We start from the raw sequence: 26,323 nt of genomic DNA, 5'->3' as shown, positions 1-26,323 counted from the left end.
TACCTCTCCCTCTATTACTTGCCATCTTAGCTACCTGCGGCGACCTCTTCTTCTACCGCCTTGAGTATTTTCCTGGGCTTGGAACGGCAAGGCCGTCGGCGCAAACTCTTTCATTACCTTGCGGTACACGTCTCGTTTAAAGGATACCACCTGTCTGACCGGATACCAGTAACTGACCCAACGCCAGTCATCAAACTCCGGGTGACCGCTTGCCGCCAGATCGATGGCAGACTCCTGACTCTTCAATTGTAATAGAAACCACTTCTGCTTCTGTCCGATACATAAGGGTTTACTGTCTTGCCTAATTAACCGTTTAGGTAATCTATAACGCAACCAGGAACGAGTTGAGGTTAACACTTGCACATGTTCAGGCCTTAACCCAACTTCTTCATACAACTCCCGATACATGGCTTGCTCGGCGCTTTCGCCTTCATCCACGCCACCTTGCGGAAATTGCCAGGAATGTTGACCAAATCTTCTGGCCCACATCACCTGCCCAAAGCGATTACAGATAATGATGCCTACATTTGCACGAAAGCCGTCACTATCAATCACATGGACTCCAAAATGAAATATTCTAATGAATCGATTGTTTCACAAAGCGGCGTCGGCGGCAATTCCCCATTAACAGATATTGTTTGGATAAAAAACTAAAATTTTTACTTTTATCAACAGAGCCAGGCGAGCAAACTCGGGGATATCCACAAAATCTGTGGATATCTCTGTTTGAAACTCAGTTAAAATTGTCAATTTAGCCAAATCACAGATCAAAACCCAAGCAGATGTCAGCCGAAATTTAAACGATAAACAACTGTAATTAAATAAAAATTAATTGTTCACACTATGAGATCATTTGTTCACACTCAGAGATCGCACAAAAAACACCCAAAGCCTGTGTCAAGTAAAAAACCAAATAAAGTCCCCAAAGGTTATTCACAGACAAATAGATTTATCGACTCTTACAGCGGAAAAATGTCATCAAAATCCCCTTGACAAGGTTGTTTTTATTCTGCCCTGTGACAGACTTATTCAGTTATCCAATAAATCTGTGGATAAGTGTGTTGGAAAGGGTGGGGAAATCACAGAGTAACTTAAATAACTCTCGATGAACCTAAATGAACAATATGGCTAAAGCTATGTTTTTCAGTAGCTTAATTTAAAAAGGCTCAAGGATCTCCCTGTCCTAAAAAGATCGCACAATTTTTAACCTCGATTGATTAAGTGCATAACTCGGGTAAAATCCCTCCCCATGAAAAGTAAAATTCTTCCCCCCGAATCCCTCGACGAGCTGATGCAGCGCGCCCAGGAGATGGCCGGACTCACGCTGGGGCAGCTGGCCGAGCTTCACAATGTCGCCGTTCCGAGCAACCTGAAACGAGACAAAGGCTGGATAGGCCAGCTTATCGAACTCGAACTGGGGGCCACCGCCGGCTCTAAGCCGGAGCAGGACTTTCTCCATCTCGGCGTCGAGCTCAAAACCATCCCTGTGGATGAATCGGGTAAGCCGCTAGAGACCACCTATGTCACCGTCGCCCCGCTGATGAATATCAACGGCCTCAGATGGCAGGAGAGTCTGGTATACCACAAACTACAGCGCGTGCTGTGGATCCCGGTGGAAGGCATTCGCCACAAGCCGATTGGCGAGCGGCGCATCGGCAGTCCGATCCTCTGGACCCCGAGCGAAGAAGAGATGGCGCAGATACGTCAGGACTGGGAAGAGATCATGGAGCTTATCGCCTTAGGCAAGGTCGAGCAGATCACCGCCCGTCACGGCGAGGTATTACAGCTCAGGCCCAAAGGCGCCAACAGCCGCGCGCTCACCCAGAGCATAGCGCAGGATGGTCAGGTTAAACTCACCAACCCGCGGGGCTTCTATCTTAAGATCCCCTTCACTCAGCAGATCTTGAGCCGCTATTTCTAGGCGATTTGAGCTGGCCAGTCGTGGCGATTCGAATCGCTATTTAAAGGTGATTCTAACCGCAATTTTCCTTCTAGTAAAAAGGGGGGGCAGAGAAGGGTCATTTCTCACACTTTAGACTTTTAGATAATCGACAAAGTGCGCCCCTTTCTGTCAGCATCCCCCAAGAAAAAAACAATCACCACGGTCACTTAACACTTGTTCAACATAAATTTGTCGCTTTTTTGGCACATCTTGACTTCATTTGACTTAGATCACAAATATCACTGGAAATTGTAGGGGTGTTTTCTATACACTAGCGCATCCTGAGATTTGTGCAGCATTTAGGAATTTTCTGTCACTGTGAGAGCACGCATTCAAGCAAAGAAGCTCATATTTGCCATTTTCGCTTGGGCTATTGCCATGGCGGCCTTTGTGTTTTTCCGCTATGCGCAAACACCAGAGCTGCCCCAATGGGCGGTAGGCACAGCCGATCTCGCGACCCTGGCGATCTATATGGGGATCATCTTTGGTAGTCTGCACTGGATGTCGAACCTGATCGCCGACTTTAGCGCCATCAATCGCCTGCCCTATCTGTTTTCGGTGATCTTCAAGGGACTCTTCCTCTTGCTTGGGGCGACCACCCTCGCCTACATGACCCAGTTCCTCAACATGTGGGCCATCGAGAACCATATGTCGACTCTCAGGCAGATGTTGACCGCCCACATTCTCTACAGCCCCTCATTCCAGGCCCTGATCATCTACCTAGTAGTGGTGCGTGTCGGCCTGGCCTTCATCGAGCAGATGGCGCTTTTGGTCGGCCCACGTATTCTGTTTAATATCGGCCTGGGTAAATACCACAGGCCAAGATACGAGCAGCGCCTGTTTCTCTATCTGGACATGGTGGCCTCGACCACCCACGCGGAATCTCTGGGTGACTATCGCTTCAGCCGCCTGATCCAGGACTGCTTTAGCCTGTTATCGGACACTGTGGTCAACAACGACGCCGAGATCTATCGCTACATGGGCGATGCCGTGCTGATCCACTGGCCGCTGGAAAACGGCATCATAGAAGATCGCAGCTTCAATATTTATTATGAGTTCAGCCAGCAACTTAACTGGCAGCGCAAGTACTTCGAAGAGCAGTATGGTTTCGTGCCTAAGTTCAAGGCGGCGGCCCACTGTGGTCAAGTGGTGGCGGCTGTGGTTGGGGTGCAGAAGCAGGAGATCAGCTTCTTCAGCGACGTGCTCAATACCCTGGCGAGGCTTCAAGATCAGTGTAACCCACTGGGGCAACGCATGTTGATCTCAGGCTCACTGCAGTCGCTTATCGACACTGGCGACAGTCACTACGACTTTACCAACCTTGGTCCAATCAAACTCAAGGGGAAACAACACTCTATCGAGGTGTATGGCGTTTCCCCCAAGGGTAGCAACAGTTAGGGCTAACTTTCCGCCTCCGCCTGTTCCAACAAGCTTTGAATCGCCTTACCTAAGGTTCTGAAGGTCATGATACGGCTGGAGGTCTGACGCCAGACCAGGCCGATATCCCGGTAAGGCGCCTCGCCCGGCGGCGTCAGGGCGGTGAGATCCGTATCGTTCAATATCCCCGCATCTATCGCCATCTGTGGCAGGAAGGTGGTCCCCAGCTTGCTGTTTACCATCTGCACCAGTGTGTGCAGACTCGTCGCCGCGAAGGGGTTGATCTTGTCGCTATCGGCCAGACTGCAGGCGCTGATGGCATGGCCGGTAATACAGTGCTCTGACTGCAACAAGAAGATGCTCTCATCGGGCAGCGCCTTGTAATCTATCGGCTGGTGCACCTCACTGCTGAGCTCCTTGTGCATCACCAACTTGAAGGGATCTATCCCCACCTTCATGCTGTGATAGCCACTGGTGTCGGCCGGCAGAGCCAGCAGCAACAGATCCAGCTCGCCCTTACCCAGGGCGTCCAATAGTCGCTCCGTGGTGTCTTCCTTCAAAAACAGCGTCAGCTCAGGATATTCCTGTTGGCAATGTTTCACCACCCGGCTAAGCAGAAACGGCGCGATGGTGGGAATACAGCCCAGGCGAATATCCCCCGTCATCGGCTGGCCCTGGTGCTTCACCAGCTCCACCAGATCGTCGACGTCGGTCAGCAGCTTACGGGAACGCTGCACCACCTCCTCGCCGATGGCGGTGAAGATGAAGGACTTGTGATCGCGCTCGATCAGTTGATGACCCAGCTGCTCCTCCAGGTTTTGAATCCCACTCGACAGGGTCGACTGGCTCACGTGGCACAGCTTGGCCGCGCGATTAAAGTTCTGTTCCTGATAGAGATTGACCAGATAGTAAAGGTTTTTCAGGCTCGGCAGATGTTTCATAAAATCGATTACCAACTTCCATTTACATTCAATTACTCAATCTAACTCTAGCACAAGCGGCTCCGGGATTAACCCTCTCTTTTGCCAGAAGTGTGAAGCGCTGCCCAAAAGCGGCCAAATAGTGCACAAACAAAAACGCCCCCGATGATCTCTCATCGAGGGCGCTATCAAATTTGGCTAGCTCTGATTTACTGGCTATGACCTATTAGGCCTTAGATTCCAGGTAAGCCTTCAGCTCGGCCAGATCCTGGCTGGCGTTGTCCACGATCACCTGCAGCCAGGTGCCGTGCTCGGCTGGCCACTCGGCCGCCTCACCGTGTTGCAGTAGCTGAGCATACTGCTGGATACGTTTCAGTCCCACAGAACCGGCAGCGCCTTTGAACTTGTGCGCCTCAGAACATAAGGTATCTTTGTCTTGTGCTTCCTTAGCGTTGACCAGGTTGCCAACATACTCGGGCATCAACTGTTCAAACAAGACGACACTCTTTAGCAGAGTACCCGCACCGATAGCGCTGCAGTACTGCTCAAGTGTGTTGAGATCCAATATTGATTCTAACTCGGCTGTTGCCATCTTAAGGCACCTCTCGAAAAAAGCTGACGGGACAAGAATAAAATTCACCCCATAATAGCGCCTAGAATGGCGGGCGCAACTAATTGAAGCATATGCAAGTTAAATACCTCCTTATTTAACCTTTCATTAACCATGCGTTAAATTAATTGCTCAATTGTTCACGTTTTTTGCGCCTAAACCGACAATTGATCACCTGGTGAATCGGTCAAATAACGGCCCTGCCCGCCCAAGCGTTCCAGGTTCTTGACGATGGCCACTAACCCCTCCCAGCGATAGGCACACCAGTCGGGTGCCAGCAGCATAGGTTTCTTGGCGTAGGCGGTAACACGATGAAAAATCACCTCTTTAGGCGTGAGACGAATCAGCTCGCCGACGCTCTCTGCGTAGGCTTCCTGGGTCAATAAACTCATGCGCCCGGCCCGCCAGGCCTTGGCCATGGTGCTGCCCTCGACGATATGCAGTGGATGAATTTTGAGCCCATCGACTCCGGCGTCCAGCACCGCCCTGTGACTGGCTAAAAAGTCCTCATGGCTCTCACCTGGCAGCCCCAATATCAGATGGGTACACACCTTTAATCCCGCCTTTCTCGCCCGGGTGACTGTGTCTCTATACTCCTCAAAACCATGTCCACGATTGATCCGCTTAAGCGTCTCAAGGTTGGCGCTTTGCAGGCCAAGCTCCAGCCACACCTCCAGGCCACGGGCCTGATAACCGGCCAGCAGGGCGATCACCTCGTCGCTGACACAATCGGGACGGGTGCCGACACACAGGCCGACGATATCGCTGTCGGCCACCGCCTCATCATAGCGCTGCTTGAGCAACTGATACTCGTCATAGGTGCTGGTATAGGCCTGAAAATAGGCGATGAACTTGCTGGATTTGCCCTGGGCGCGCTCGCGGCCATTGGCCAACTGCACGGCGATGCTGTCTACCGAGCCATGCTCATGGCTGAAAGAGGCCACATTACAGAAGGTACAGCCACCCCGTCCCAGGGTGCCGTCACGATTGGGGCAGGTAAACTTGGCATCCAGGGTCAGCTTCTTGAGGCGCTGACCATACTGGCGCTTGCAATGCAGGCCAAAGGTGTTGACATGGCTATCCAGTCCCACGGGGTATTCTCTCGATCGATAAAAGGGCGGCGATTGTAACTGGCTTAATGACACCATTCTTGGTGCTACATCAATTTTTGACGCCTTTCCCGGTGCGCCAGCTCACAAAGCCGGTACAAACTTAGGGGCGCAGCACAGTATCGGCTAATACATTGGTCTAAGATTTGTTAAATAATTCACTGTATATGCAATAAAAATCACTTTTTTAGATTAAAAGACAATAACCCATTTTGTTACATTTTAGTAAAAAAGATTCAGAGCCATATTCAAAATTCTTTTTATTCATAACGTTATACAGCAACTTTTACAGTTGACGTTAACGTAAGGTTAAAATATAAACCGTATTAAACGCCCTGCCCTAGTCATACTTTATGCACAAATTTGAATTGACCTTTTACTAGGCAAAAGTTAATTTGGATGGTTCGGGTGCACATCAATCGCTTGAATTTCCCCGACGTAGTATTGGTTAGTATTAGGGAGTTTTTATATGAGCTTGTATCACCCCAGTTTTGAACGAGATAACTGTGGTTTTGGCTTAATCGCCCAGATGGATGGCGAAGCCAGCCATAGAATTGTACGTACAGCCATTCATGGCCTAGATCGCATGAAACACCGTGGTGGTATTGCCGCCGACGGCCGTACCGGCGATGGTTGTGGCCTACTTATGCAACTCCCCATTAAATTCTTCGAAGCCGTGGCCAGCGAGAACGACTGGCACCTGAGCCGTAAGTTTGCCGTGGGCATGCTGTTCCTAAGCCAAGATGAGGAAAAGGCCAACTACACCAAACGCACCTTGGAACGTGAGCTGGAGAAAGAAACACTGAGTGTGGCCGGATGGCGTGAAGTCCCGGTCAACCCTGAGGTATTAGGCCCCATAGGCCAGGCCAGCCAGCCCAAGATCTGGCAGGTGCTGATCAACTCGCCCATAGGTTGGCGTGAGAAAGATCTCGAGCGTCGCCTCTATATGGCCCGTCGCCGCCTCGAGCAGCAGATAACTGACTGCGAAGACTTCTATGTTGCCAGCCTCTCTGGTCAGGTGATCGTCTACAAGGGGCTGATGATGCCCGCCGATCTACCGGCCTTCTATCCGGATTTGGCCGACATACGCCTGCAAAGCGCCATCTGCCTGTTCCACCAGCGCTTCTCAACCAATACCTCGCCCAAATGGCCGCTGGCACAGCCGTTTCGCTATCTTGCCCACAACGGCGAGATCAACACCATCACGGGTAACCGTCAGTGGGCCCGCGCCCGCGCCTACAAGTTTAATGCCCCACTGCTGCCGGATCTGCAGCAGGCGGCCCCCTTCGTCAACGAGAGCGGCTCCGACTCCTCCTCATTAGATAACATGCTGGAGATGCTACTCGCCGGCGGCATGGACCTCTACCGTGCCATGCGCCTGCTTATTCCGCCCGCGTGGCAGAGTAATCCAGAGATGGACGATGAGCTGAAGGCCTTCTACGACTTCAACTCCATGCATATGGAGCCCTGGGACGGCCCGGCAGGCATAGTCATGACCAACGGCCGCCATGTGGCCTGTGCGGTGGACCGTAACGGCCTGCGCCCGTCACGCTATGTGATCACCAAAGACCGTATCCTGACCCTGGCCTCCGAGATCGGCATCTGGGACTATGCCCCGGACGAAGTGGTCGAGAAGGGCCGTGTCGGCCCGGGTGAGCTGTTGGTGCTCGATACCCTCAACGGTCAACTCTACTCCTCGTTTGAGATCGATAACGACCTTAAGCGTCGCCACCCCTACAAGGAGTGGATGGCCAAGAACAGTCAGACCCTGATCCCCGCCGAGCAGATGCCGAGCGAAGCCCAGGGCGTATGCGAGTTCTCCGCCGACACCCTGCTGCAATATCAGAAGCAGTTTGGCTATTCTCGCGAAGAATTAGAGCAGGTGATCTGGGTACTGGCCGAGAAAGGCGAAGAAGCCACAGGCTCCATGGGCGACGATACGCCTATGGCCGTGCTGTCGAAGAAGTCCCGTACCCTGTACGACTACTTCCGTCAGAAATTCGCCCAGGTGACCAACCCGCCAATCGATCCACTGCGTGAAAAGCATGTGATGTCTTTGGCCACCTGTGTCGGCCGTGAGCAGAACCTGTTTAACGAGACCACGGGCCACGCCTACCGCGTGATGTTCAGCTCGCCTATCCTGCTCTACAGCGACTTCAACCAGCTGCTGGCGCTGGATTCGACCTATTACCGCGCTAACACCGTCGATCTTAACTATGACCTCAGTGAAGGTTTAGAGGCAGCCATTCGCCGTGTCTGTGACGAGGCCGAGCGCCTGGCACGTACCGGCACCACCTTGCTTATCCTCTCCGACAGGGCGACCGACAAGAGCAAGCAGGTGATCCCCGCCGCCATGGCCGTGGGCGCCGTGCAGCGCGTGCTGGTCGACAAGAGCCTGAGATGTGACACCAACATCATAGTCGAGACCGCCTCGGCCAGAGATCCGCACCACTTCGCCGTACTGCTGGGCTTTGGCGCCACCGCCATCTACCCTTACCTGGCCTACGAGAGTATCTCGGCGCTGGCCAGCCGTCATGGCGTGCGCGAGACCCAGCAGCTGATGCTCAACTTCCGTCAAGGCATAGACAAGGGACTGCGTAAGATCATGTCAAAGATGGGGATCAGTACCGTGGCCTCCTACCGCTGTAGCCAGCAGTTCGAAGCTATCGGCCTGTCATCTGAAGTGGTCGAGCTCTGCTTCAAGGGCGTGGTCAGCCGCATCGAAGGCGCAAGCTTCGCCCTGCTGGAGAAAGATCAACAGACGCTGCAGAAACTTGCCTTCCAGGCCCATCAGCCGCTGCCTCAGGGCGGCCTGTTGAAATATGTGGAAGGCGGTGAGTACCACTGCTTCAACCCGGATGTGGTTAACACGCTGCAGCAGAGCCTGCGCGATCAGGACTATGGCGTCTACAAGCGCTTCACCGAGTTAGTGGACGACAGACCCGTGGCGACCCTGAGGGATCTCTTCACCGTCAAGGGTGACAAACAGGCTATCGAGCTCGACAAGGTCGAAGCAGCCGAGACCCTTTACCCAAGATTCGACAGCGCCGCCATGAGTATCGGCGCCCTCAGCCCAGAGGCCCACGAGGCACTGGCCGTGGCCATGAACCGCCTCGGCGGTCGCTCCAACTCTGGCGAAGGCGGGGAAGATCCGCGCCGCTTCAACTCTGAGCGGAACTCGGCCATCAAGCAGATCGCCTCGGGCCGCTTCGGCGTCACGGCGCACTATCTGGTGAACGCCGAGGTACTGCAGATCAAGGTCGCCCAGGGCGCCAAGCCAGGCGAAGGCGGTCAGCTGCCAGGCGACAAGGTGAGCGTAGAGATCGCCGCGCTGCGTAACGCGCGCCCAGGCGTCACCCTGATCTCGCCGCCGCCACACCATGATATCTACTCCATCGAAGACTTGGCTCAGCTGATCTTCGACCTCAAGCAGATAAACCCCAAGGCGATGATCTCAGTCAAGCTGGTATCCGAGCCAGGCGTAGGCACCATTGCCACAGGCGTGGCCAAGGCCTATGCCGACATGATCACCATCTCAGGTTACGACGGCGGCACGGGCGCAAGCCCTATCACCTCGGTGAAATATGCCGGTAGCCCCTGGGAGCTAGGTCTGGCTGAGGTGCATCAGTCGCTGGTCGCCAACGGCCTGCGCCACAAGATCCGCCTGCAGGTGGACGGTGGTCTCAAGACGGGCACTGACGTGATCAAGGCGGCCCTGCTGGGCGCCGAGAGCTTCGGCTTCGGTACCGTGCCTATGATCGCCCTGGGTTGTAAGTACCTGCGTATCTGCCATCTGAACAACTGCGCCACCGGTGTGGCGACCCAGAACAAGCAGCTGAGGGACAATCACTACCACGGCCTGCCCGAGCGCGTGATGACCTACTTCGAGTTTATGGCCCGCGAGATCCGCGAGTGGATGGCCGCCCTCGGCGTCACAGAGTTCGAACAGCTCGTAGGGCGCAGCGACTGGCTCGCGGCGCTTGAAGGCGCCACAGACAAGCAGCAACAACTGGATCTGTCCGCCATCCTCTACAAGCCAGAGGTGCCAGAGGGCTGCGCGCTGACCTGGCGTGAAACCAACCCGACCGACGACAAGGGCGAGCTTAACCAGAAAATTTTGAGCCACTGCCAAGCAGCCGTCGATCAGGGCGAGCCACTGACCGCACGTTTCGAGATCAACAACACCGACCGTTCGGTAGGCGCGGCGCTGTCTGGCTACATTGCCACCAAAGTCGGCCGTCAGGGTGCCAAGGCGCCGATACAGCTTAACTTCAGCGGCAGCGCGGGTCAGAGCTTCGGCGTTTGGAACGCCCCGGGGCTGTCACTGGATCTGTGCGGCGATGCCAACGACTATGTGGGCAAAGGCATGTCGGGCGGCAAGATCACCCTCTATCCGCCTGTGGGTAGCATGTTCCAAAGCGAAAAAAGCGTCATCCTTGGCAACACCTGTCTCTACGGCGCCAGCGGCGGTAAGCTGTTTGCGGCCGGTCAGGCGGGCGAACGTTTCGCCGTGCGTAACTCGGGCGCCATCGCCGTGGTCGAAGGCCTGGGCGATAACGGCTGCGAATACATGACAGGCGGCATCGTGGTAGTGCTGGGTAAGACGGGCGTTAACTTCGGCGCCGGTATGACGGGCGGCTTCGCCTACGTATTCGACCGCTTTGGCCACTTCAACCGCCGTCTCAATACCGAGATGGTGGATATGCAGAAGGTGACGGCGCCGATACAGCAACAGCACCTCAAGGGGCTGATCGAAGAGCACGTGGCCGAGACCGGCAGCGAGCACGCCAAGATGTTGTTAAACGATTTTGAAAACTGGATCGATTGTTTCGTCCTGGTCAAGCCTAAGAATGTGGCGCTCGATGATCTCCTGCGTCTGGAACAAACTGAACCTGCATTAGCAGTGGTAGCGGGGTAATGGCCATGAGTAACGATTTTCAATTTATCGAAGTAGGCCGTAAGGATCCGACCAAGCATGACGCCAAGCATCGCGCCACGCAGTTTATCGAGATCTATCAGCCCTTTGCACAGCCTCAGGTTAACGAGCAGGCAGACCGCTGCCTCGACTGTGGTAACCCATATTGTGAGTGGAAATGCCCGCTGCACAACTATATCCCCAACTGGCTGAAGCTGGCCAAACAGGGACGCATACTCGAAGCGGCCGAGCTGGTCCATGAGACCAACACACTGCCGGAGATCTGTGGCCGCGTCTGTCCCCAGGACAGGCTGTGTGAAGGCGCCTGTACCCTCAACGACGACTTTGGTGCCGTCACCATAGGCAATGTGGAGAAATACATTACCGACACCGCCATCGCCCAGGGCTGGCGCCCGGACATGAGCAAGGTGGTCAAACGTCAGGAGCGCGTCGCCATCATAGGCGCGGGCCCTGCCGGCCTTGGCTGCGCCGACATCCTCGCCCGCAATGGCGTGAAGGCGGTGGTATTCGACAAGCATCCCCAAATAGGCGGCCTGCTCACCTACGGCATTCCCGCCTTCAAGCTGGATAAGTCTGTCATGGAGATCCGCCGCACCGTCATGGAAGGCATGGGCATAGAGTTCAGGCTGGGCGTCACCGTGGGTGAAGATATCGACTTCAACACCCTGCTGGAAGAGTACGACGCTGTCTTCCTCGGCATGGGCACCTACACCCCGATGAAGGCCGGACTGGAAAACGAAGATGCCAAGGGCGTCTACCAGGCCCTGCCCTACCTGATTGGTAACACCCACAACGTCATGGGTACCACAGACGAAGAGACCCCTTACCTGAGCCTGGCCGGTCAGAAGGTGGTGGTGCTCGGGGGCGGTGATACCGCCATGGACTGTGTGCGCACCGCCGTCAGGCAGGGCGCCAGCGAGGTCACCTGTGTCTACCGCCGCGACGAGGCCAACATGCCGGGCTCACGCCGTGAGGTGCAAAACGCCCGCGAGGAAGGGGTCAACTTCCTGTTCAACCGTCAGCCGACGGCCATCAAGACCAGTGACGGCGCGGTCAGCGGTATCGAATGTGTCGAGACCGCCCTGGGCGCACCGGACGACTCGGGTCGCCGTCGCCCTGAGCCCATCGAGGGCAGCGAACAGCTGATCGAGGCCGATGCGATCATCATCGCCTTCGGCTTCCAGCCCAGCCCCGCCAAGTGGTTTGGCGACTATGGCATAGAGCTGGACCAATGGGGCCGCGTGGTGGCGCCTAAGGTCGCCGAGAACCCCTTCCAGACCAGCAACCCTAAGGTATTCGCCGGTGGCGACATGGTGCGCGGCTCTGACCTTGTGGTCACCGCCATCGCCGAGGGCCGCGATGCCGCACTTGGCATCCTGAACAGCTTCGAGGCTTAAGTCTGAACCAGCTCAGTCTCTGAGCTGCACAATTTGGCTTGTGATTGGCGCTTTAACTTTGAGTGAGAGTTAAAGCGCTTTTTTTCGCCTGGGGAAAACCAGGCTGGTTTTTGGTTTTGTTGCTTCTGGCGGTTTTGGTATTTGGTGGGGTATTGAAGGTCGTACCTTCAGGGCAATCTAACGCCTGCCCGGCGGGGGATATGAGATTGCTTAAAGGTTGTAGCGTCTGCCCTGTTTGGGCGTTTGATGGATTATTGAAGATCGTACCTTCATGGCAACCTAACGCCTACCCGGCGGGGGTTGTGCAAGCACACTTTTGGCACGCCGAGATTCCATCCCTGGAGGCTTCACGGCGGCGTCCATGCCGCCGAGAGCCAAAAGCGTGCTTACACTGAGTTTCTAACGTCTCTTCGATTTGGCCGCTTTTGATAACGTTTAGGAAAACTAAATCAGCATTCTGTAGATTGCTCGCCTTGTTTTGGGCCTGCTCACTTTCTCCTTGTTATGTAATGTTGTTATTGATATAAATTTCAGACATTTAAAATTTATCGCAATGTATATTAGTTGGAAGTGATTTACATAGGCGGCATTGCGCTAATAAGCGTTAGTATTCGTTTTAAGTTCAGAGGTAAAAATTGGACGAGTATTCAAACCATTTAAAGCGTCAAGGATTTGAACTGATTGGAGACATTGGTAGCGGGCTTTCTGGTAAAACCAAAAAAGCTAAACAAGGCTCTTTGGAAAGATTTGTTGCAGTCAAGTTTTTCGACAGTGTATTCAATCAACATAACTCTGAACTCAAGAAAAAATTTAAAAGAGAAGCATTTATCCTAGCTGAGGCACAACATCCAGCAATACCGTATGTAATTACCCATGGTGAAGTAAAATGTGGTGAAGATTCAGTACCATACATCGTTATGGAGTACATTGATGGTACAAATTTAGAAGAATATATTCAAAAGCATGGAGTGATTGAGCAAAGACAAGTAATTACAATTGCGACTCAAATACTTGATGCACTGTCACTTGTTCACTCGAAAGGTATCATTCACAGAGATATTAAACCGTCAAACATAATGCTATCTTCCGCTGGACATGCTTATTTAATAGATTTCTCTATTGGCTTTGCCCCTTCTGGAAACCCAAACTTTACAAGAGCAACTCGAACTGGTGATCATTTGGGATCTGTGGAGTATATATCCCCAGAGCAAAACATCGATATGAAAAATGTTGATTGCCGCACTGACATTTATTCTTTGGGTTTAACACTATGTAAACTTCTTACCGGAGAACCGACTCTTAAAGCATTAGATAAACCTGAACTATCTATTCCCCATGCGTTGAGAAATTTAATTAACAAAGCTTCAGAATACGATGCGGAAAATCGCTACCAAAATGTCGGTGACATTCTGAGGGAACTAAAAAGTCTTTCTGGTGCTGGCCACTTTGCTATTAACACACCAAGTAAAGCACTTTGTTCTAACTTGAAATGCCCAGATGCTTCATGGTCACCTAATGGCTACTATAAAGGGGCTAATTTCATCGAAAATAGCATTGATATTCACTGTACTTCATGTGGCGAAAAACTAACTTATCAATGTGCATGTGGCTATCCAATTGCTGAAACACGCTTTTGTGGTGGCTGTGGAGCAGAGTTATTCAGGGTACCTGAGTGCGATAGCTGCGGATCATATTTAAAGAAACAAGATATTGGTAAAGATATATCCTCAGGCTGTAGTAAATGCTTAAGTAAAAAGCAGGTACAGCCACCAGTTTGGGGACAGCCTCAACAAATATCTAAAGATGTAGATTTTGATGATGATATTCCTTTTTGAGGACGGAATACTAACAAAAGCATGAACGGGACGTTTAATCGTGGCGCATTTTTTCAAAAAACGCTTTGATTTAGGTATTTCAATCAGTTTTGGCTAGCAATTGACGTTAATTCGATACAATTTAGGACTTTGATTAGGTTATGGATACCAAATACGGCTAAATCGAAGAGATGGAAAACCAGGTGTAAACACGCTTTTGGCCTTCGAAATCATGGATGATTTCGCAGAGCATCCAGGGATGGACTCGCTGCGTGCCAAAAGTGTGTTTGCACATGAGCCTGCCGCAGGCAATTCAAAGAAATAAAGGTCAACGCTGCCACCAGCAAATACAAAGCCATAACGCTGACGGCCACCAACAAAGAAACTTCCTAACTTGTTTTCCAACAAGCTAGGTTGCGATCCGCAACCTCGCCAGCGAACCACTTTATTGCTATATTAGCGCCCATTATCTTAAGACAGGCTGCGCCTTCGCGCGGCCAGATCCACCTAGACCATAAAGGGTATTCAATGAAAATTGGTATTATCGGCGCCATGGAGCCAGAAGTCGCTCATCTTATCGCGTCTATGTCAGACACTCAGACCCAGACCATCGCCGGCATAGAGTTCGTCGCCGGACAGCTTGAGGGCAAAGAGGTGATCGTCACCCGCTCTGGCATCGGCAAGGTCACCGCCAGTGTCGCCACCACACTACTGATTGAGAAATATGCCCCGGATTATGTGATCAACACAGGCTCGGCGGGCGGTTTCGTCGACAGCCTGGCCATCGGCGATATCGTCATCTCCTCAGAGGTGCGTCACCACGACGTGGACGTAACCGCCTTTGGCTACGAGATTGGCCAGATGGCACAGCAACCGGCGGCCTTCATGCCAGACAGAACTCTGGTCGAGGCCGCCAAGAAGGCGGTAGCGGATCTGGGCGAAGTGAAGGCTATCGAAGGGCTTATTTGCACCGGCGACAGCTTTATCTGCGACCCTGAGCGCACTAAGGTGATGCTAAGTAACTTCCCAACCATGGCGGCCTGCGAAATGGAAGGCGCGGCGATTGCCCAGGTGTGTCACCAGTTCAAGGTGCCTTTCGTGGTGATCCGCTCGCTGTCTGACAACGCCAACAACGACTCGCCGGTAGATTTTGACAGCTACCTGGTGAAGGCGGGCCATCATTCGGCGCTGATGGTGATCTCGCTGCTGAAACACCTGTAACTGACAGACTCAGGGACGGCACACAGACCGCGACGCGATGCACGATCTCATCCAACAGCTACTGCTCGACAGCCCCTTCTATCAGGGGGCTGCCATCTTGTTGGTGGCCATCTTCATGGCGCTGCTGGCGCCGCTGCCCAGGGAATACCAGGCCTTCTACTGGTTTTCTCAGCTGGCGCGCAGCCTGTCGGCCAAGGTGGCGAGAGCTGATCGCTCCGCAAATCAGCAGCGAGTGGCGGGCAGCCTCTCTGTGCTGCTCCTGGTGCTGCCCTTCTGGCTGATCCTGAGCTTCCTTTTGGAGCTGGCAGCCTTCCCTTGGTTCTTCGAGTGTCTGTTTCTCTATCTCTGCCTGTGCGACGAGCAGTTTCACAAGGTGGCAGAGGAGACGGGTCAGGCGCTTGCCCGTCAAGACAAGCAGCGCGCCCGTCGCCTGCTGAGCCAGTGGGTCTATCGCGATACCCGTGAGCTCTCCGAGGTGGGCATGAGCAAGACGGTGATCGAGAAGTTGATGACCACCTCCATCTATGGCACGGTCGCCACCATACTCTTCTTCGCCGTTGGCGGTGCCCCGCTAGTGCTGGGCGCGCGGATGATCAAACAGCTAGAATACACCTGGCCGGCGCTTAACCCGCAATACCGCGAGTTTGGTCGCCCCGTCTATCTGCTGAGCTCCCTGCTCTACTGGCTGCCGACCCAGGCCTGGAACTTCACCCTGGCGATCCAGGGCGGTCCCGGCGCCTTGGTGCAGCTATTTAGGCCCGCCAAGAGCCCGCTGCCGATAAACAATCATCTGGCCACCTGCGCCCTGGCGGCCAAGGTGCTCAACACAGAGCTTGGCGGTCCACAGAAGTTTGCCGGGCAGAGGGTCGATATCGCTCGAATCGGCACAGGCCCCAAGCCCACGCCCCACACCATCACGGCGGCGCTCAGGCTGCTGCGTTTGAGCAAGGGGATCTGGGTGCTCTCCGTGCTGCTCATCCCCTGTCTGTGGGCCACATTGCGGCTGCTGGCGCACGCTTAATCGCCACTCTGGGGAGCGCTGCCTCTCCCCTGGCGTCTTTTGACTAGACAAGCCAAAAACCCTTGGTATTATTCCCCTCTGGCGGCAACATATTGACACAATAGGCATAACGACTTTGTTTGAGAATCTTCACATTTCCCTGACCACACCGGCGCTGCTGTTTCCGGCGATCTCACTGTTACTCCTGGCCTATACCAACCGCTTCTTTTCGCTGGCGGCGCTGATCCGCAGCCTGAGCGCCGAGGGCAAACCTGTGCACTCTGGGCAGCTGAAAAACCTGCGCCGCCGCATCGTCATCATTCGCCGCATGCAAGAAGCTGGCGTCTCAAGCTTTGCCCTGTGCGTCCTGTGTATGATCTTCATCTATGTGGGCTTTAACAAAACCGGCTCGGTCATCTTCGGCTCCAGCCTGCTGCTCCTGCTCTACTCTCTGTTGCTGTCTGTGCTGGAGATCCGCATCTCGGTCGATGCCCTCAACTACCACCTGCAAGAGCTAGATCAATGAAGGAGTGGATCTACTTTTTCGACCTCTGCGGCACCGCGGTATTTGCCCTCTCTGGCGCCCTGGCCGCCGGGCGTCATCGCATGGATCCCTTTGGGGTGATAGTGCTTGCCTCGGTCACCGCCATTGGCGGCGGCAGCATACGTGACGCTCTGCTCGGCACCACGCCGGTGTTTTGGATCCGCGACCCCAACTACATCATAGTGATCCTGGCGACCGTGCTGCTGGCCCTGCTGTTTATTCGCAAGCCTAAGAAAGTGCCCCAGTACACCCTGCCGGTGGCCGATGCCTTCGGATTAGCCTTGTTTACCGTGATCGGGGCGGAAAAGGCGCTCAATCTTGGCCTCAGCGGCATGATTGCCGTGGTGATGGGCTTGATAACTGGCGTCGGAGGCGGCATTATTCGAGACATACTCTGTCGCCAGATCCCCATGATATTGCGCACCGAAATCTATGCGACCGCCTCCATCTTCGGCGGAATAAGCTATACCTGTGCCATCACCTGGGGTTTGGCCGATAAGGTGGCCCTGGCCATCGCCATGATAAGTGCGCTCGTCATACGCTTGGCGGCCATCAAGTGGCACCTGAGACTACCGGCGTTTGAATTAAAGAAAACATAAGATGATCAAGCAGTTTTTAGTTAGCATTCTGATGATATTGCCCCTGGCCGCTCAGGCGGCCCCCGGCGATATGCCCGCCGAGCAGCAGATGGCGATCAAGTATATTCAAGCGCTGACGGATCACGACTACCGCACCCTGGCCTCCTTCTATAACCGCGACAGCGTGTTTAAGGATCGCACCGCCAGCAAGACCTACACGGGCAGACGCGACATCATAGAGTTTTTCGAGCGCGCCCATCGCGGCGTACTGGAATACGACTTCAACATAGAGCACATGTACAACTCGGGCTCACTGGTGGTGATGATAGGCAACTACCACTATCGCGGCCCAGGCAGCCTGTTTGGCAAGCCGGGCAAGGTGATCGAACTGGCAATCCCCGGGGTGACCACGGTCAAACTCGATCTGGCCAACCACAGGGTGAAGGAGCATGAAGATCTGATGGACTATCAGACCATGCAGGATCAGCTCGCCACTCAGTAAGCAGGTCTAACCGAGCGCTAGCCACTTTCAAGCTCTCCAACTTTCCAACTTTCCAACTTTCCAACACGCATAAAAAAGGCCTGCATTAAGCAGGCCTCTTGAAATGATTCGACGTTAAATCTTTAAACCAGGGTGATCTTGGCAAACTTGCGCTTACCCACCTGGAACACGCCCGTCATGCCGGCGTTAAGCACTAGACGGCTGTCTTCAATCTTGTCGCCATCCAGCTTAGCCGCGCCCTGCTTGATCATACGCATCGCCTCAGAGGTCGAGCTGACCAGGCCTGCATCTTTAAGCACGTTGGCGATGCCGATACCTTCACCGGCGGCAATCTCGATCTCCTGGATATCATCTGGGATCGCGCCCTTCTGGAAGCGGTTGATAAACTCCTGATGCGCTGCCTCGGCTGCCGCCTCGTCGTGGAAACGGGCGATGATCTCTTTCGCCAGGGCGATCTTCACATCTCTTGGGTTAGTGCCGTTGTCGACATCGCTCTTAAGCTGGGCGATCTCTTCCAGTGGACGGAAAGAGAGCAGCTCGAAGTAGCGCCACATCAGGTCATCAGAGATAGACATGATCTTGCCAAACATCTCACCGGCAGGCTCGCTGACGCCGATATAGTTGTTGGCCGACTTAGACATCTTCTTCACGCCGTCCAGACCTTCAAGCAGTGGCATCATGATCACCGCCTGTGGCTTCTGACCCGCAGCCTTTTGCAGCTCACGGCCCATCAGCAGGTTGAACTTCTGATCCGTACCGCCAAGCTCGACGTCGGCTTCCAGCGCAACAGAGTCATAGCCCTGCAGCAGTGGGTACATAAATTCGTGGATGGCGATCGACTGACCCGAGGCATAGCGCTTCTTAAAGTCGTCACGTTCCATCATGCGCGCCACTGTCTGCTGTGAGGCCAGACGGATCATGCCCGCCGCGCCCAGCTCCTCTAACCAGCTCGAGTTGAACTCGATGCGGGTCTTGGCCGGGTCCAGGATCTTGTACACCTGTTCCTTATAGGTTTCGGCGTTTGCCAGCACCTGCTCGCGGGTCAGCGGCGGACGCGTGCTGTTCTTACCACTCGGGTCACCCACCATGCCGGTGAAGTCGCCGATCAGGAAGATCACTTCGTGTCCCAGCTCCTGGAAGGCACGCATCTTATTGAGGATCACAGTATGGCCAAGATGAATATCCGGTGCGGTTGGGTCGGCCCCCAACTTGATGCGCAGAGGACGTCCCTCTTTTAATTTTTCCAGCAGATCCGATTCGAGCAAGATCTCGTCGGTACCACGTTTAATTTCTGCTAATGCTTGGTCTAAATTAGCCATCTTGGCAGCTACTCCTAAGAGCCGATAGGTAAATAATGGGGACTAATGTTACTTGTTAGCCAGCACAAATGAAAGAGTGTACACTAACAGGATCGGCTTAAGTGTTAGAAATTGGTATCGGAGTCAATGGGAAAGATCATCACACTCTTAAAACTATTACCCAGATTGCATCAAATCATATTGAGTGTCTTAGTGATGATCACCATAGGCGTGATATTTCTCCCCTCCGACGATGCCGAGGCCTCCCGTTCAACCAATACCTCGCTAACGGGCAAGATTCGCCTTGGCGAACAAGCAGGTAGCGGCGCATCAGGCGAAAACGCTACGAACGACACCAAGACAAATGGCTATGCCTATCCTGTGCCCCTCGCCTTTCGCACGCCCGAGCCCCCCAGCGCCGATGAGATCGCCCGCAATACTCAGGAGAGCGGCAGCCTAGACCTTAACGGCAATCTCGACCTTAATGGAAGTCTCGACCTAAATGAGAGCGCTCTGACCCAGGTCACCGACAACCCAGTCGTCGCCGAGCCCGAAGAGGAAAGGGAAAGCAGCGAGGAGTTTACCGTGCGCAGCGGCGACACCCTTGCCGCCCTGTTTAAACGCGCCGGACTCTCGGCCCGTGACGTGTATGAGATCACTCAGCTCCCCAAGGCCAAGAAGAACCTGTTAAAAATCATGCCCGGCGAAGAGATCATTATCGTCAAGGACGATGCCGGTCAGCTCAAGCGGGTGGTCTATCATCTTGACCCCATCTCGACCCTGAAGATCTGCAAGGACGATAAGGGCTACAGCGAAGAGATCATCAAGAAGACGGTGGAAAACCGCACCAAATTTGCCAGCGCCACCATCAGCAGCAACTTCTGGAACGCCGGCGTCGGCGCGGGCTTAACGCCCAACCAGATCATGCAGCTGGCCACCATCTTTGGCTGGGATATCGACTTTGCCCTGGATCTGCGCCAGGGTGACAACTTCGCCATCCTGTTTGAAGAGGAATACGCCGACGGCGAGTTTCTGCGTAACGGCAATATCCTGGCCGCCGAGTTCTATAACCAGGGCGATCGCTACACGGCGGTGCGCTACAAGGACGGCAACTACTATTCCGACGAGGGGCGCAGCATGCGCAAGGCATTCCTGCGCTCGCCGGTAGACTTCAAGTATGTCAGCTCCAGCTTCAACCCGCGCCGCCTGCACCCGGTCACGGGTCAGGTCAAGGCCCACCGCGGTGTAGACTATGTGGCGGCCGTCGGTACCCCCATCAAGGCCGCGGGTAAAGGACGGGTGATCAAGTCCGGCTACAACCAATACAATGGTAATTATGTCTTCATCAAGCATAATGAGACCTATACCACCAAGTATCTCCATCTAAAAAAACGTAAAGTCAAGCAGGGCCAGACGGTGAAGCAGGGACAAATCATCGGCACTCTGGGCTCAACCGGCCGCGTGACAGGCGCTCACCTGCATTACGAATTTATCGTTAACGGCGTGCACCGCAATCCACGCACGGTCAAGCTGCCGCAATCTCTGCCCATAGACAGCAAGGAAAAATCCAGCTTCCTCGCCCTGAGTAAGCAATTGATGGCTAACCTTGAACAGAACAAGCAAGTGCAATTGGCCTCCCAGTGAGTCTCTCTTTTGGGTCAACAGACCCCAGGACACCTAGATGAGCAAACATTACTATATCGGCCTGATGTCGGGCACTAGCATGGATGGCGTCGACGCGGTATTGGTCGACTTCACCGACGATAAGATCACCCTGGTCGACACCCATACCGAGCCGCTGCCCAGCCATTTGCTGAGCGGCCTGCAGCGCCTGTGTCAGTCGGGATCCGACGAGATCAACCGCATGGGCATACTGGACCGCAGCGTCGGCAAGCTGTTTGCCCAGGCGGTCGAGGGCCTGCTGACCAAGAGCGGCGTCGACAGACATCAGATCATGGCCATCGGCAGCCACGGCCAGACGGTGCGCCACATGCCCAACCTGGAACTGGGCTTTACTTTGCAGATTGGCGACCCCAACACCATCGCCGCGCATACGGGTATAGATGTCATCGCCGACTTTCGCCGTAAAGATATCGCCCTGGGCGGTCAGGGTGCGCCCCTGGTACCCGCCTTTCACCAGCAGCTGTTTGCCAGAGCCGGCCACCAGCGGATGATCCTCAACATAGGCGGCATCTCCAACATCACCTATCTGCCTGGGGATGCCAGCGCTGTAATTGGTTTCGATAACGGTCCGGGCAATACCCTTATCGACACCTGGATAAAGCAGGTCCAGGGCGAAGCTTACGATAAAGACGGCGCCTGGGCGGCCAGCGGCAAGACGGACGAGCAGCTGCTCAAGCAGATGCTGTCCCACTCCTATTTCTCCCTCAGCGCCCCCAAGAGCACGGGACGCGAGCTGTTTAACCAGGCCTGGCTGGAGCAGCAGACCGCAGATTTCGGCTATCTGCATGAGGCGGATATTCAGTCCACCCTGCTGGATCTCACCTGCCACAGCATAGCCAACGACTGCCTCAAGCTCACCGATAAAGCCGAGCTTTATGTGTGCGGTGGCGGCGCCTTTAACACAGAGCTGCTAACACGCCTGGCTGCGCTGCTGCCCGGCTATCAGGTGCATACCACCGCCAGCCTAGGGGTCGATCCTCAATGGGTGGAAGGCATCGCCTTCGCCTGGCTCGCCATGCGCCACAAGCTGGGGCTGCCGGGCAACCTGCCGGCGATCACGGGCGCCAGCCGGGAAACCGTGCTCGGTGGTCTCTTCCCCGGCAACTGAGTAAGCCGTCTGAGTAAGGCAACTGATCACGACAACTAACACTATCCAAGGCGCTTTGCACCGCCCATCTCAGGGACAAAACTGTTAGCCTAGGGCGGCGCAGATTGCTATCATGGCGGCCAATCGGCCCAGCCACTAATTGATGAAAGAGACCGCAATGACCAAGAGTGCACAACAAGCCAGCCAGATGACCCCAGAAGCCCGTTACGACTACCTCGTCGAGCAAGCCAAGGCCACCAAGACCCTATGGACCCTACAGGATGTCGATGGCTGCGTCATGCTGACCACAGAAGATGAAGACTGCATCCCTATGTGGCCATGTGAAGAATCCGCCAAGCAGTGGGCCGTCGACGACTGGGCCGACTGCATCCCACTGGCCATCCCGCTGGACGAGTGGCTGGAACGCTGGGTGCCTGGCATGCAGGACGATGACCTGTTTGTCGCCGTGTTCCCGGTACAGGACGATCTAGGCGTGGTGATCCCGCCCTATGAGCTTGAGCAGCGTCTGACGCCTAAGCCGCGTCACTGATCGGCCAACGTTAACGCTATCGGTTCAGATAATGGAAGAGAACAAGGTGTCGATGCCAGAGATGACTGAGACAAACGACCAGGCTGACAAGGCACAAGCCGCTGAACTCGCAAAAGTCGCTAGTCAGCAGCCGGTGAAGGCTAAGCTGCCCAAGCGCCTGCTGGCCCTGCTGAGTCTGCTGACCCTGGCCTCCGTCAGTGGCCTGATGGCCAAGCAAGGCGTGCTGTTTTGCATGCTGACCCTGCTGATGGTGATTGCCGTGCTGGGCCGCCAGAAGGCCGGACTCTATATGCTCAGGGGCTACACCATTATCCAGCTCGGTCTGGTGAGCCTGCTGCCGGTGATCTTATATGACCCTGACAACCTGGTGGCCGGTCCCTCGACCTTTCACCTGGGCGATTGGCAGGGCAAGCTGCCAGATTGGTTAGTGTTCACTGTGCTGATACTGCTGGCCGTGGTGCAGGTATGGATTGCCTTCACTCCTAAGGTAAAGGCCTACTGCCATATCAAGAACAGCATGAATATCATGAAATAAGCCGGTGACCTACCAGCCTAGAGTTATTAGAGTCATAAAGAACACAGATACAAAAAAGCCAGCTATTGCTGGCTTTTTCTTTATGCGCTCAATGGCGTCATCGCGGCTTTCGGTTTAAGAGATTAGACCTAAACCGAGAAGCTGGCACCACAGCCACATGTGGTGGTGGCGTTAGGGTTCTTAACGAAGAAACGAGAGCCTTCCAGGCCCGAGGTGTAATCCACTTCACCGCCTACCAGGTATTGCAGGCTCATAGGATCGACAACTAATTGAACCCCTTGTTTCTCAACGGTAAAGTCACCTTCGTTGACCTTCTCATCGAATGTAAAGCCATACTGAAAACCTGAACACCCGCCGCCGGTCACGTACACACGTAACTTAAGCGCGTCGTTTTGCTCTTCCTCCAATAGGGTTTTTACCTTGGCCGCTGCCGCGTCGGTAAAACGAATTGGCATTGTATCTTCAGCTTGTTCAGTCATTACTACCTCTTACATCGGTTTGCTGAGCGGAATTATCCGATACCTGACTATTTTGTTCAAGTAATAGTCGTGGCTCTGTTGAAATCTGTGAACCTTCGCCCTCCTCGGCGGGGGCGTAGCCCTCGTCCCCATGGGGCTCCTCTACCGCGTTGGGCTCGCCCCCTGAACGGGCGCCTACGTCAGTGTCGCCCTCTGGCGTGGCCAGCAGCTCCTGGGCGCTGAAGCTCTGCTGCGCCTTTGCTCCCTTACTCCAGCGACTGGCGGGCACTATGACCTCAGTCTCGACCCGAGACAGCTCGAAATCGCTTGGCAGGGTGATCTGCGCCTCGAGGGTCTGAAAATAACGGAAGCTAAAGGCAAACTTGGCATCGGTAAGCGATGAAAGTGGCAGAGTCACTATCTTGCCCTGCTGCACACCGACGAAGGCAAGCTTGGCCTGGCCCTTCAACGCCTGCTTGCGCTTCTGCAGCTGAGTAAGCACTAACTTGATCTGATACTGATGGGTCAGCGGGCCCGGCGTCATCTCCAGCCCGTGAATGGCGACGCCATCGGCCTGATGCTCTGGCGCCATGATGCTGCGGTAGAAAGCCAGCTCTCTGTCGAGTGACTTCTGTTTCTGATGCTGCTCCAGAAACATCTTCTGCATGTTACTGTTGGCTTCGCGCTCCAGCGACAGCTCGAGATTACGCGACGCCAGCACCTCGGCCTGCTCCTTGAGCGCCTGGCGCAGCTCGGCCTCGCGGCCATTGGATTGGGTCGGTGTCACCGAATGATTGGCAGACCAGAGGTCCCAGGTCAACACGCCGAGTAAGAAGGCCACGATCACTAAACAAAACAGATAAACGCTCGAAGGTCTAATTTTTCGTTCGAGCACTTGCATGCGATCGACCCAGCGATGATAATTTGGCATTAAGTACTAGCCCCTTATGATAATTTCTTCATTCGCCCCGCGAAGCGTTACTAACGATTGATCCGGAAGGTTACTGTGCAGCTCAGAATAAACAGCGCCATACAGCAATGCCAGAAATACCTGAATACCGACCTCAAAGACAAATTGGCCCAGGCCAAGATCAGCGTGCAGCTTTGTGGCCTCGCCCTCGCCTTCGCCCTGGTGGCCTCTGGCGTGATCATTCTGTTTCGACTTTTATTGCTGTGGCTCAACCAGCTCACCCAGACCCAAGAGTGGCAGTTTACTGGCAACTTAGGTGACTGGCGAGTCCTATTGCCACTTTTAGGGGCGATCTTAATCTGGTTTGTGGCCGTTTTGGGATCCAAGCGCTATAAACGCATGGGGATCGCCTATGTGATGCAGCGGATGAAATTGCACTACGGCAAGATCCCCCTGCAGTCCGCGCCGGGACAGTTCTTTCAGGCGCTGTTTGCCCTGGCGACCAACTTCTCCGTGGGCCGTGAGGGCCCAGCGATTCACCTGGGCGCGGTGAGCGCCAGTGTGATGGCAGAGAAGTTTAAACTGCCCGACAACAGCGTGCGCATCATGTGCGCCAGTGGCATCGCCGCCGGGATTGCCGCCACCTTTAACGCCCCGCTGGCGGCGGTGATCTTCGTATTCGAGGTGATACTGCGGGAATACAAGGTGCATTACTTCTTCCCCATCATGCTCTCGGCCATATGCGGCGCCCTCTCCAGCCAGCTGGTGTTTGGCAATATCCATGAATATGACCAGATAGGGGTGAGCCATATTCCCCTGTCACAATATCCCGTACTGGCGCTGTGCGGCATCACCCTAGGCTGTATCGCCGCCCTGTTTAATCACACCCTGCTGAAAGTCACCGCCAAAGGGCAGCAGCATCCCCTGATCCTGCGCCTGCTCATCGCCGGGCTTATCACCACCATCATAGGCTTCTTCCTGCCACAGGCGCTGGGCAGCGGCGACCTGGCCATCAGCCACGCCATCAGCGAACACCCAAGCTTGGCGCTACTTGTTGGCCTGTTGCTGGGCAAAATCATCGCCACCATAGCCGCCATCGGCCTGGGAATACCCGGCGGCATAATAGGCCCGCTGTTTGGCATAGGCGCGTTAATTGGCGCCATCCTCGCAGTGGTCAGTGCCATGTTGTTTCCCACTATCACCCCCTATGTGGGCCTCTACACCATCATAGGCATGACGGCCATGATGGGGGTCTGCCTCAGCGCCCCCCTGGCGGCCCTGGTCGCCCTGCTGGAGCTGACCAATAACGCCGCCATCATCTTGCCGTCCATGTTCGTGACTATTCCGGCGTTCCTGATCGCCCATCAGGCGTTCAATACCAAGTCGCTGTTTTACAAGCAGATAGAGCTGATGGGGCTGGACTACAAGGTCTCCTCGGTCAAACTCGGCCTGCAGAAACAGGGGGTGCGCGCCGTGATGGACAAGCGCTTCGTTATCGTGAAAGACAACGACGAGCTGCTGCTGGAGGTGCTTAAGCGCGCCGAGGGACGATCTGTGTTGATGCAGAACAATCAGGGCCAGATGGAGATGCTGCAGATAGAGCTGCAGGTTACCGAGGAGATGAGTACCCTGACCCGTCACCCCATAGAGGGCCTAGTGGATACCGCCACCCTGAAAGAGGTCTACGACATTCTCTCTAAGGAGCGTCGCGGCGAGGTGTTTATCTATCAGGATAAGCGCGATAATGTGGTCGGGGTGATCAGCTGGGTGATGCTGCAAAAAGAGATCAACCAGGGGCAGATTTAGCAGGCGCCAGCCTAAAGACATTAGACTGACGACTATATCTGAATAT

General features: G+C 54.5%; 22 protein-coding genes. 15 read left to right on the top strand and 7 right to left on the bottom strand.

Annotated elements, in window-relative coordinates; all coding sequences use genetic code 11:
* Positions 1-30 precede the first annotated feature (30 nt).
* Positions 31-555: an RNA pyrophosphohydrolase gene (gene rppH, locus K0H80_RS05165; protein ID WP_011864842.1), complete on the bottom strand. Its 525-nt coding sequence runs from the start codon at positions 553-555 to the stop codon at positions 31-33.
* Between the two features lie 694 nt (positions 556-1,249).
* On the opposite strand from rppH, the gene mutH reads away from it, so the two are divergent.
* Positions 1,250-1,921, top strand: a complete 672-nt coding sequence (mutH, locus tag K0H80_RS05160) for a DNA mismatch repair endonuclease MutH (RefSeq protein WP_220073328.1) — start codon at positions 1,250-1,252, stop codon at positions 1,919-1,921.
* 339 nt (positions 1,922-2,260) lie between these two features.
* A complete protein-coding gene (locus K0H80_RS05155) occupies positions 2,261-3,340 on the top strand; it encodes an adenylate/guanylate cyclase domain-containing protein (RefSeq protein WP_220044536.1) in 1,080 nt (359 codons plus the stop codon).
* 2 nt (positions 3,341-3,342) lie between these two features.
* Here K0H80_RS05155 and oxyR read toward each other — a convergent pair whose 3' ends face one another.
* From oxyR to mnmL, 3 genes are all read right to left on the bottom strand, one after another.
* Positions 3,343-4,260: a hydrogen peroxide-inducible genes transcriptional activator OxyR gene (oxyR, locus tag K0H80_RS05150; RefSeq protein WP_011864839.1), complete on the bottom strand. Its 918-nt coding sequence runs from the start codon at positions 4,258-4,260 to the stop codon at positions 3,343-3,345.
* Between the two features lie 205 nt (positions 4,261-4,465).
* A complete protein-coding gene (locus K0H80_RS05145) occupies positions 4,466-4,831 on the bottom strand; it encodes an Hpt domain-containing protein (protein WP_011864838.1) in 366 nt (121 codons plus the stop codon).
* A 173-nt stretch (positions 4,832-5,004) separates the two neighbouring features.
* On the bottom strand, positions 5,005-5,940 hold the full coding sequence (gene mnmL, locus K0H80_RS05140; protein ID WP_220073327.1) for a tRNA modification radical SAM protein MnmL/YtqA: 936 nt from the start codon (positions 5,938-5,940) through the stop codon (positions 5,005-5,007).
* A gap of 487 nt (positions 5,941-6,427) precedes the next feature.
* Here mnmL and gltB point away from each other — a divergent pair, with 487 nt between their 5' ends.
* The 8 genes from gltB to K0H80_RS05100 all read left to right on the top strand — a co-directional run bounded on the left by gltB (position 6,428) and on the right by K0H80_RS05100 (position 17,950).
* On the top strand, positions 6,428-10,876 hold the full coding sequence (gene gltB / locus K0H80_RS05135) for a glutamate synthase large subunit (RefSeq protein WP_220073326.1): 4,449 nt from the start codon (positions 6,428-6,430) through the stop codon (positions 10,874-10,876).
* 5 nt (positions 10,877-10,881) lie between these two features.
* Positions 10,882-12,291 (top strand): FAD-dependent oxidoreductase, encoded by a 1,410-nt coding sequence (locus tag K0H80_RS05130; protein WP_220073325.1) that lies wholly within the window; start codon positions 10,882-10,884, stop codon positions 12,289-12,291.
* Between the two features lie 635 nt (positions 12,292-12,926).
* Entirely contained in the window at positions 12,927-14,126 is a 1,200-nt protein-coding gene (locus tag K0H80_RS05125; protein ID WP_220073324.1) for a serine/threonine-protein kinase, read from the top strand.
* Between the two features lie 507 nt (positions 14,127-14,633).
* The gene (mtnN, locus tag K0H80_RS05120) at positions 14,634-15,326 is read left to right on the top strand and encodes a 5'-methylthioadenosine/S-adenosylhomocysteine nucleosidase (protein WP_220073323.1); all 693 of its coding nucleotides are present in this window, start codon (positions 14,634-14,636) and stop codon (positions 15,324-15,326) included.
* Positions 15,327-15,363: 37 nt separating this feature from the next.
* Entirely contained in the window at positions 15,364-16,347 is a 984-nt protein-coding gene (locus K0H80_RS05115; protein WP_220073322.1) for a cobalamin biosynthesis protein CobD/CbiB, read from the top strand.
* A gap of 115 nt (positions 16,348-16,462) precedes the next feature.
* Positions 16,463-16,852: a DUF2721 domain-containing protein gene (locus K0H80_RS05110; RefSeq protein WP_011864829.1), complete on the top strand. Its 390-nt coding sequence runs from the start codon at positions 16,463-16,465 to the stop codon at positions 16,850-16,852.
* Positions 16,849-17,469: a trimeric intracellular cation channel family protein gene (locus K0H80_RS05105; protein WP_011864828.1), complete on the top strand. Its 621-nt coding sequence runs from the start codon at positions 16,849-16,851 to the stop codon at positions 17,467-17,469. Before K0H80_RS05110 ends, K0H80_RS05105 begins: the two co-directional genes overlap by 4 nt.
* 1 nt (position 17,470) lies before the next feature.
* Complete coding sequence (locus tag K0H80_RS05100; RefSeq protein WP_011864827.1) at positions 17,471-17,950, top strand: nuclear transport factor 2 family protein; 480 nt, start codon at positions 17,471-17,473, stop codon at positions 17,948-17,950.
* Between the two features lie 122 nt (positions 17,951-18,072).
* Here the strand turns inward: K0H80_RS05100 and tyrS are convergent, their stop codons facing one another.
* Positions 18,073-19,269 (bottom strand): tyrosine--tRNA ligase, encoded by a 1,197-nt coding sequence (gene tyrS, locus K0H80_RS05095; RefSeq protein WP_220073321.1) that lies wholly within the window; start codon positions 19,267-19,269, stop codon positions 18,073-18,075.
* A 126-nt stretch (positions 19,270-19,395) separates the two neighbouring features.
* Here tyrS and K0H80_RS05090 point away from each other — a divergent pair, with 126 nt between their 5' ends.
* The 4 genes from K0H80_RS05090 (at position 19,396) to K0H80_RS05075 (ending at position 23,103) form a co-directional block, all read left to right on the top strand.
* Complete coding sequence (locus K0H80_RS05090) at positions 19,396-20,892, top strand: peptidoglycan DD-metalloendopeptidase family protein (protein ID WP_220073320.1); 1,497 nt, start codon at positions 19,396-19,398, stop codon at positions 20,890-20,892.
* 37 nt (positions 20,893-20,929) lie between these two features.
* Positions 20,930-22,039: an anhydro-N-acetylmuramic acid kinase gene (locus tag K0H80_RS05085; RefSeq protein WP_220073319.1), complete on the top strand. Its 1,110-nt coding sequence runs from the start codon at positions 20,930-20,932 to the stop codon at positions 22,037-22,039.
* 157 nt (positions 22,040-22,196) lie between these two features.
* Entirely contained in the window at positions 22,197-22,568 is a 372-nt protein-coding gene (locus K0H80_RS05080; protein WP_398351021.1) for a DUF2750 domain-containing protein, read from the top strand.
* Positions 22,569-22,629: 61 nt separating this feature from the next.
* Positions 22,630-23,103 carry a hypothetical protein gene (locus tag K0H80_RS05075; protein WP_434086642.1) on the top strand — a complete coding sequence of 158 codons (474 nt, stop codon included), beginning with the start codon at positions 22,630-22,632 and terminating at the stop codon, positions 23,101-23,103.
* Between the two features lie 128 nt (positions 23,104-23,231).
* Here the strand turns inward: K0H80_RS05075 and erpA are convergent, their stop codons facing one another.
* A complete protein-coding gene (gene erpA / locus K0H80_RS05070; RefSeq protein ID WP_011864821.1) occupies positions 23,232-23,582 on the bottom strand; it encodes an iron-sulfur cluster insertion protein ErpA in 351 nt (116 codons plus the stop codon).
* On the bottom strand, positions 23,575-24,492 hold the full coding sequence (locus K0H80_RS05065) for a DUF6776 family protein (RefSeq protein WP_220073318.1): 918 nt from the start codon (positions 24,490-24,492) through the stop codon (positions 23,575-23,577). Before K0H80_RS05065 ends, erpA begins: the two co-directional genes overlap by 8 nt.
* 75 nt (positions 24,493-24,567) lie before the next feature.
* Between K0H80_RS05065 and K0H80_RS05060 the strand changes: the two genes are divergently transcribed.
* Positions 24,568-26,277, top strand: a complete 1,710-nt coding sequence (locus tag K0H80_RS05060; RefSeq protein ID WP_220073317.1) for a chloride channel protein — start codon at positions 24,568-24,570, stop codon at positions 26,275-26,277.
* Positions 26,278-26,323 lie beyond the last annotated feature (46 nt).

Origin of the sequence: Shewanella aegiceratis (genome assembly GCF_019457495.1) — a bacterium.
Classification (GTDB): Bacteria; Pseudomonadota; Gammaproteobacteria; order Enterobacterales; family Shewanellaceae; genus Shewanella; species Shewanella loihica.
The sequence above is the reverse complement of the archived record's forward strand: the minus strand, read 5'-3'. Positions and strand labels throughout refer to the sequence as shown.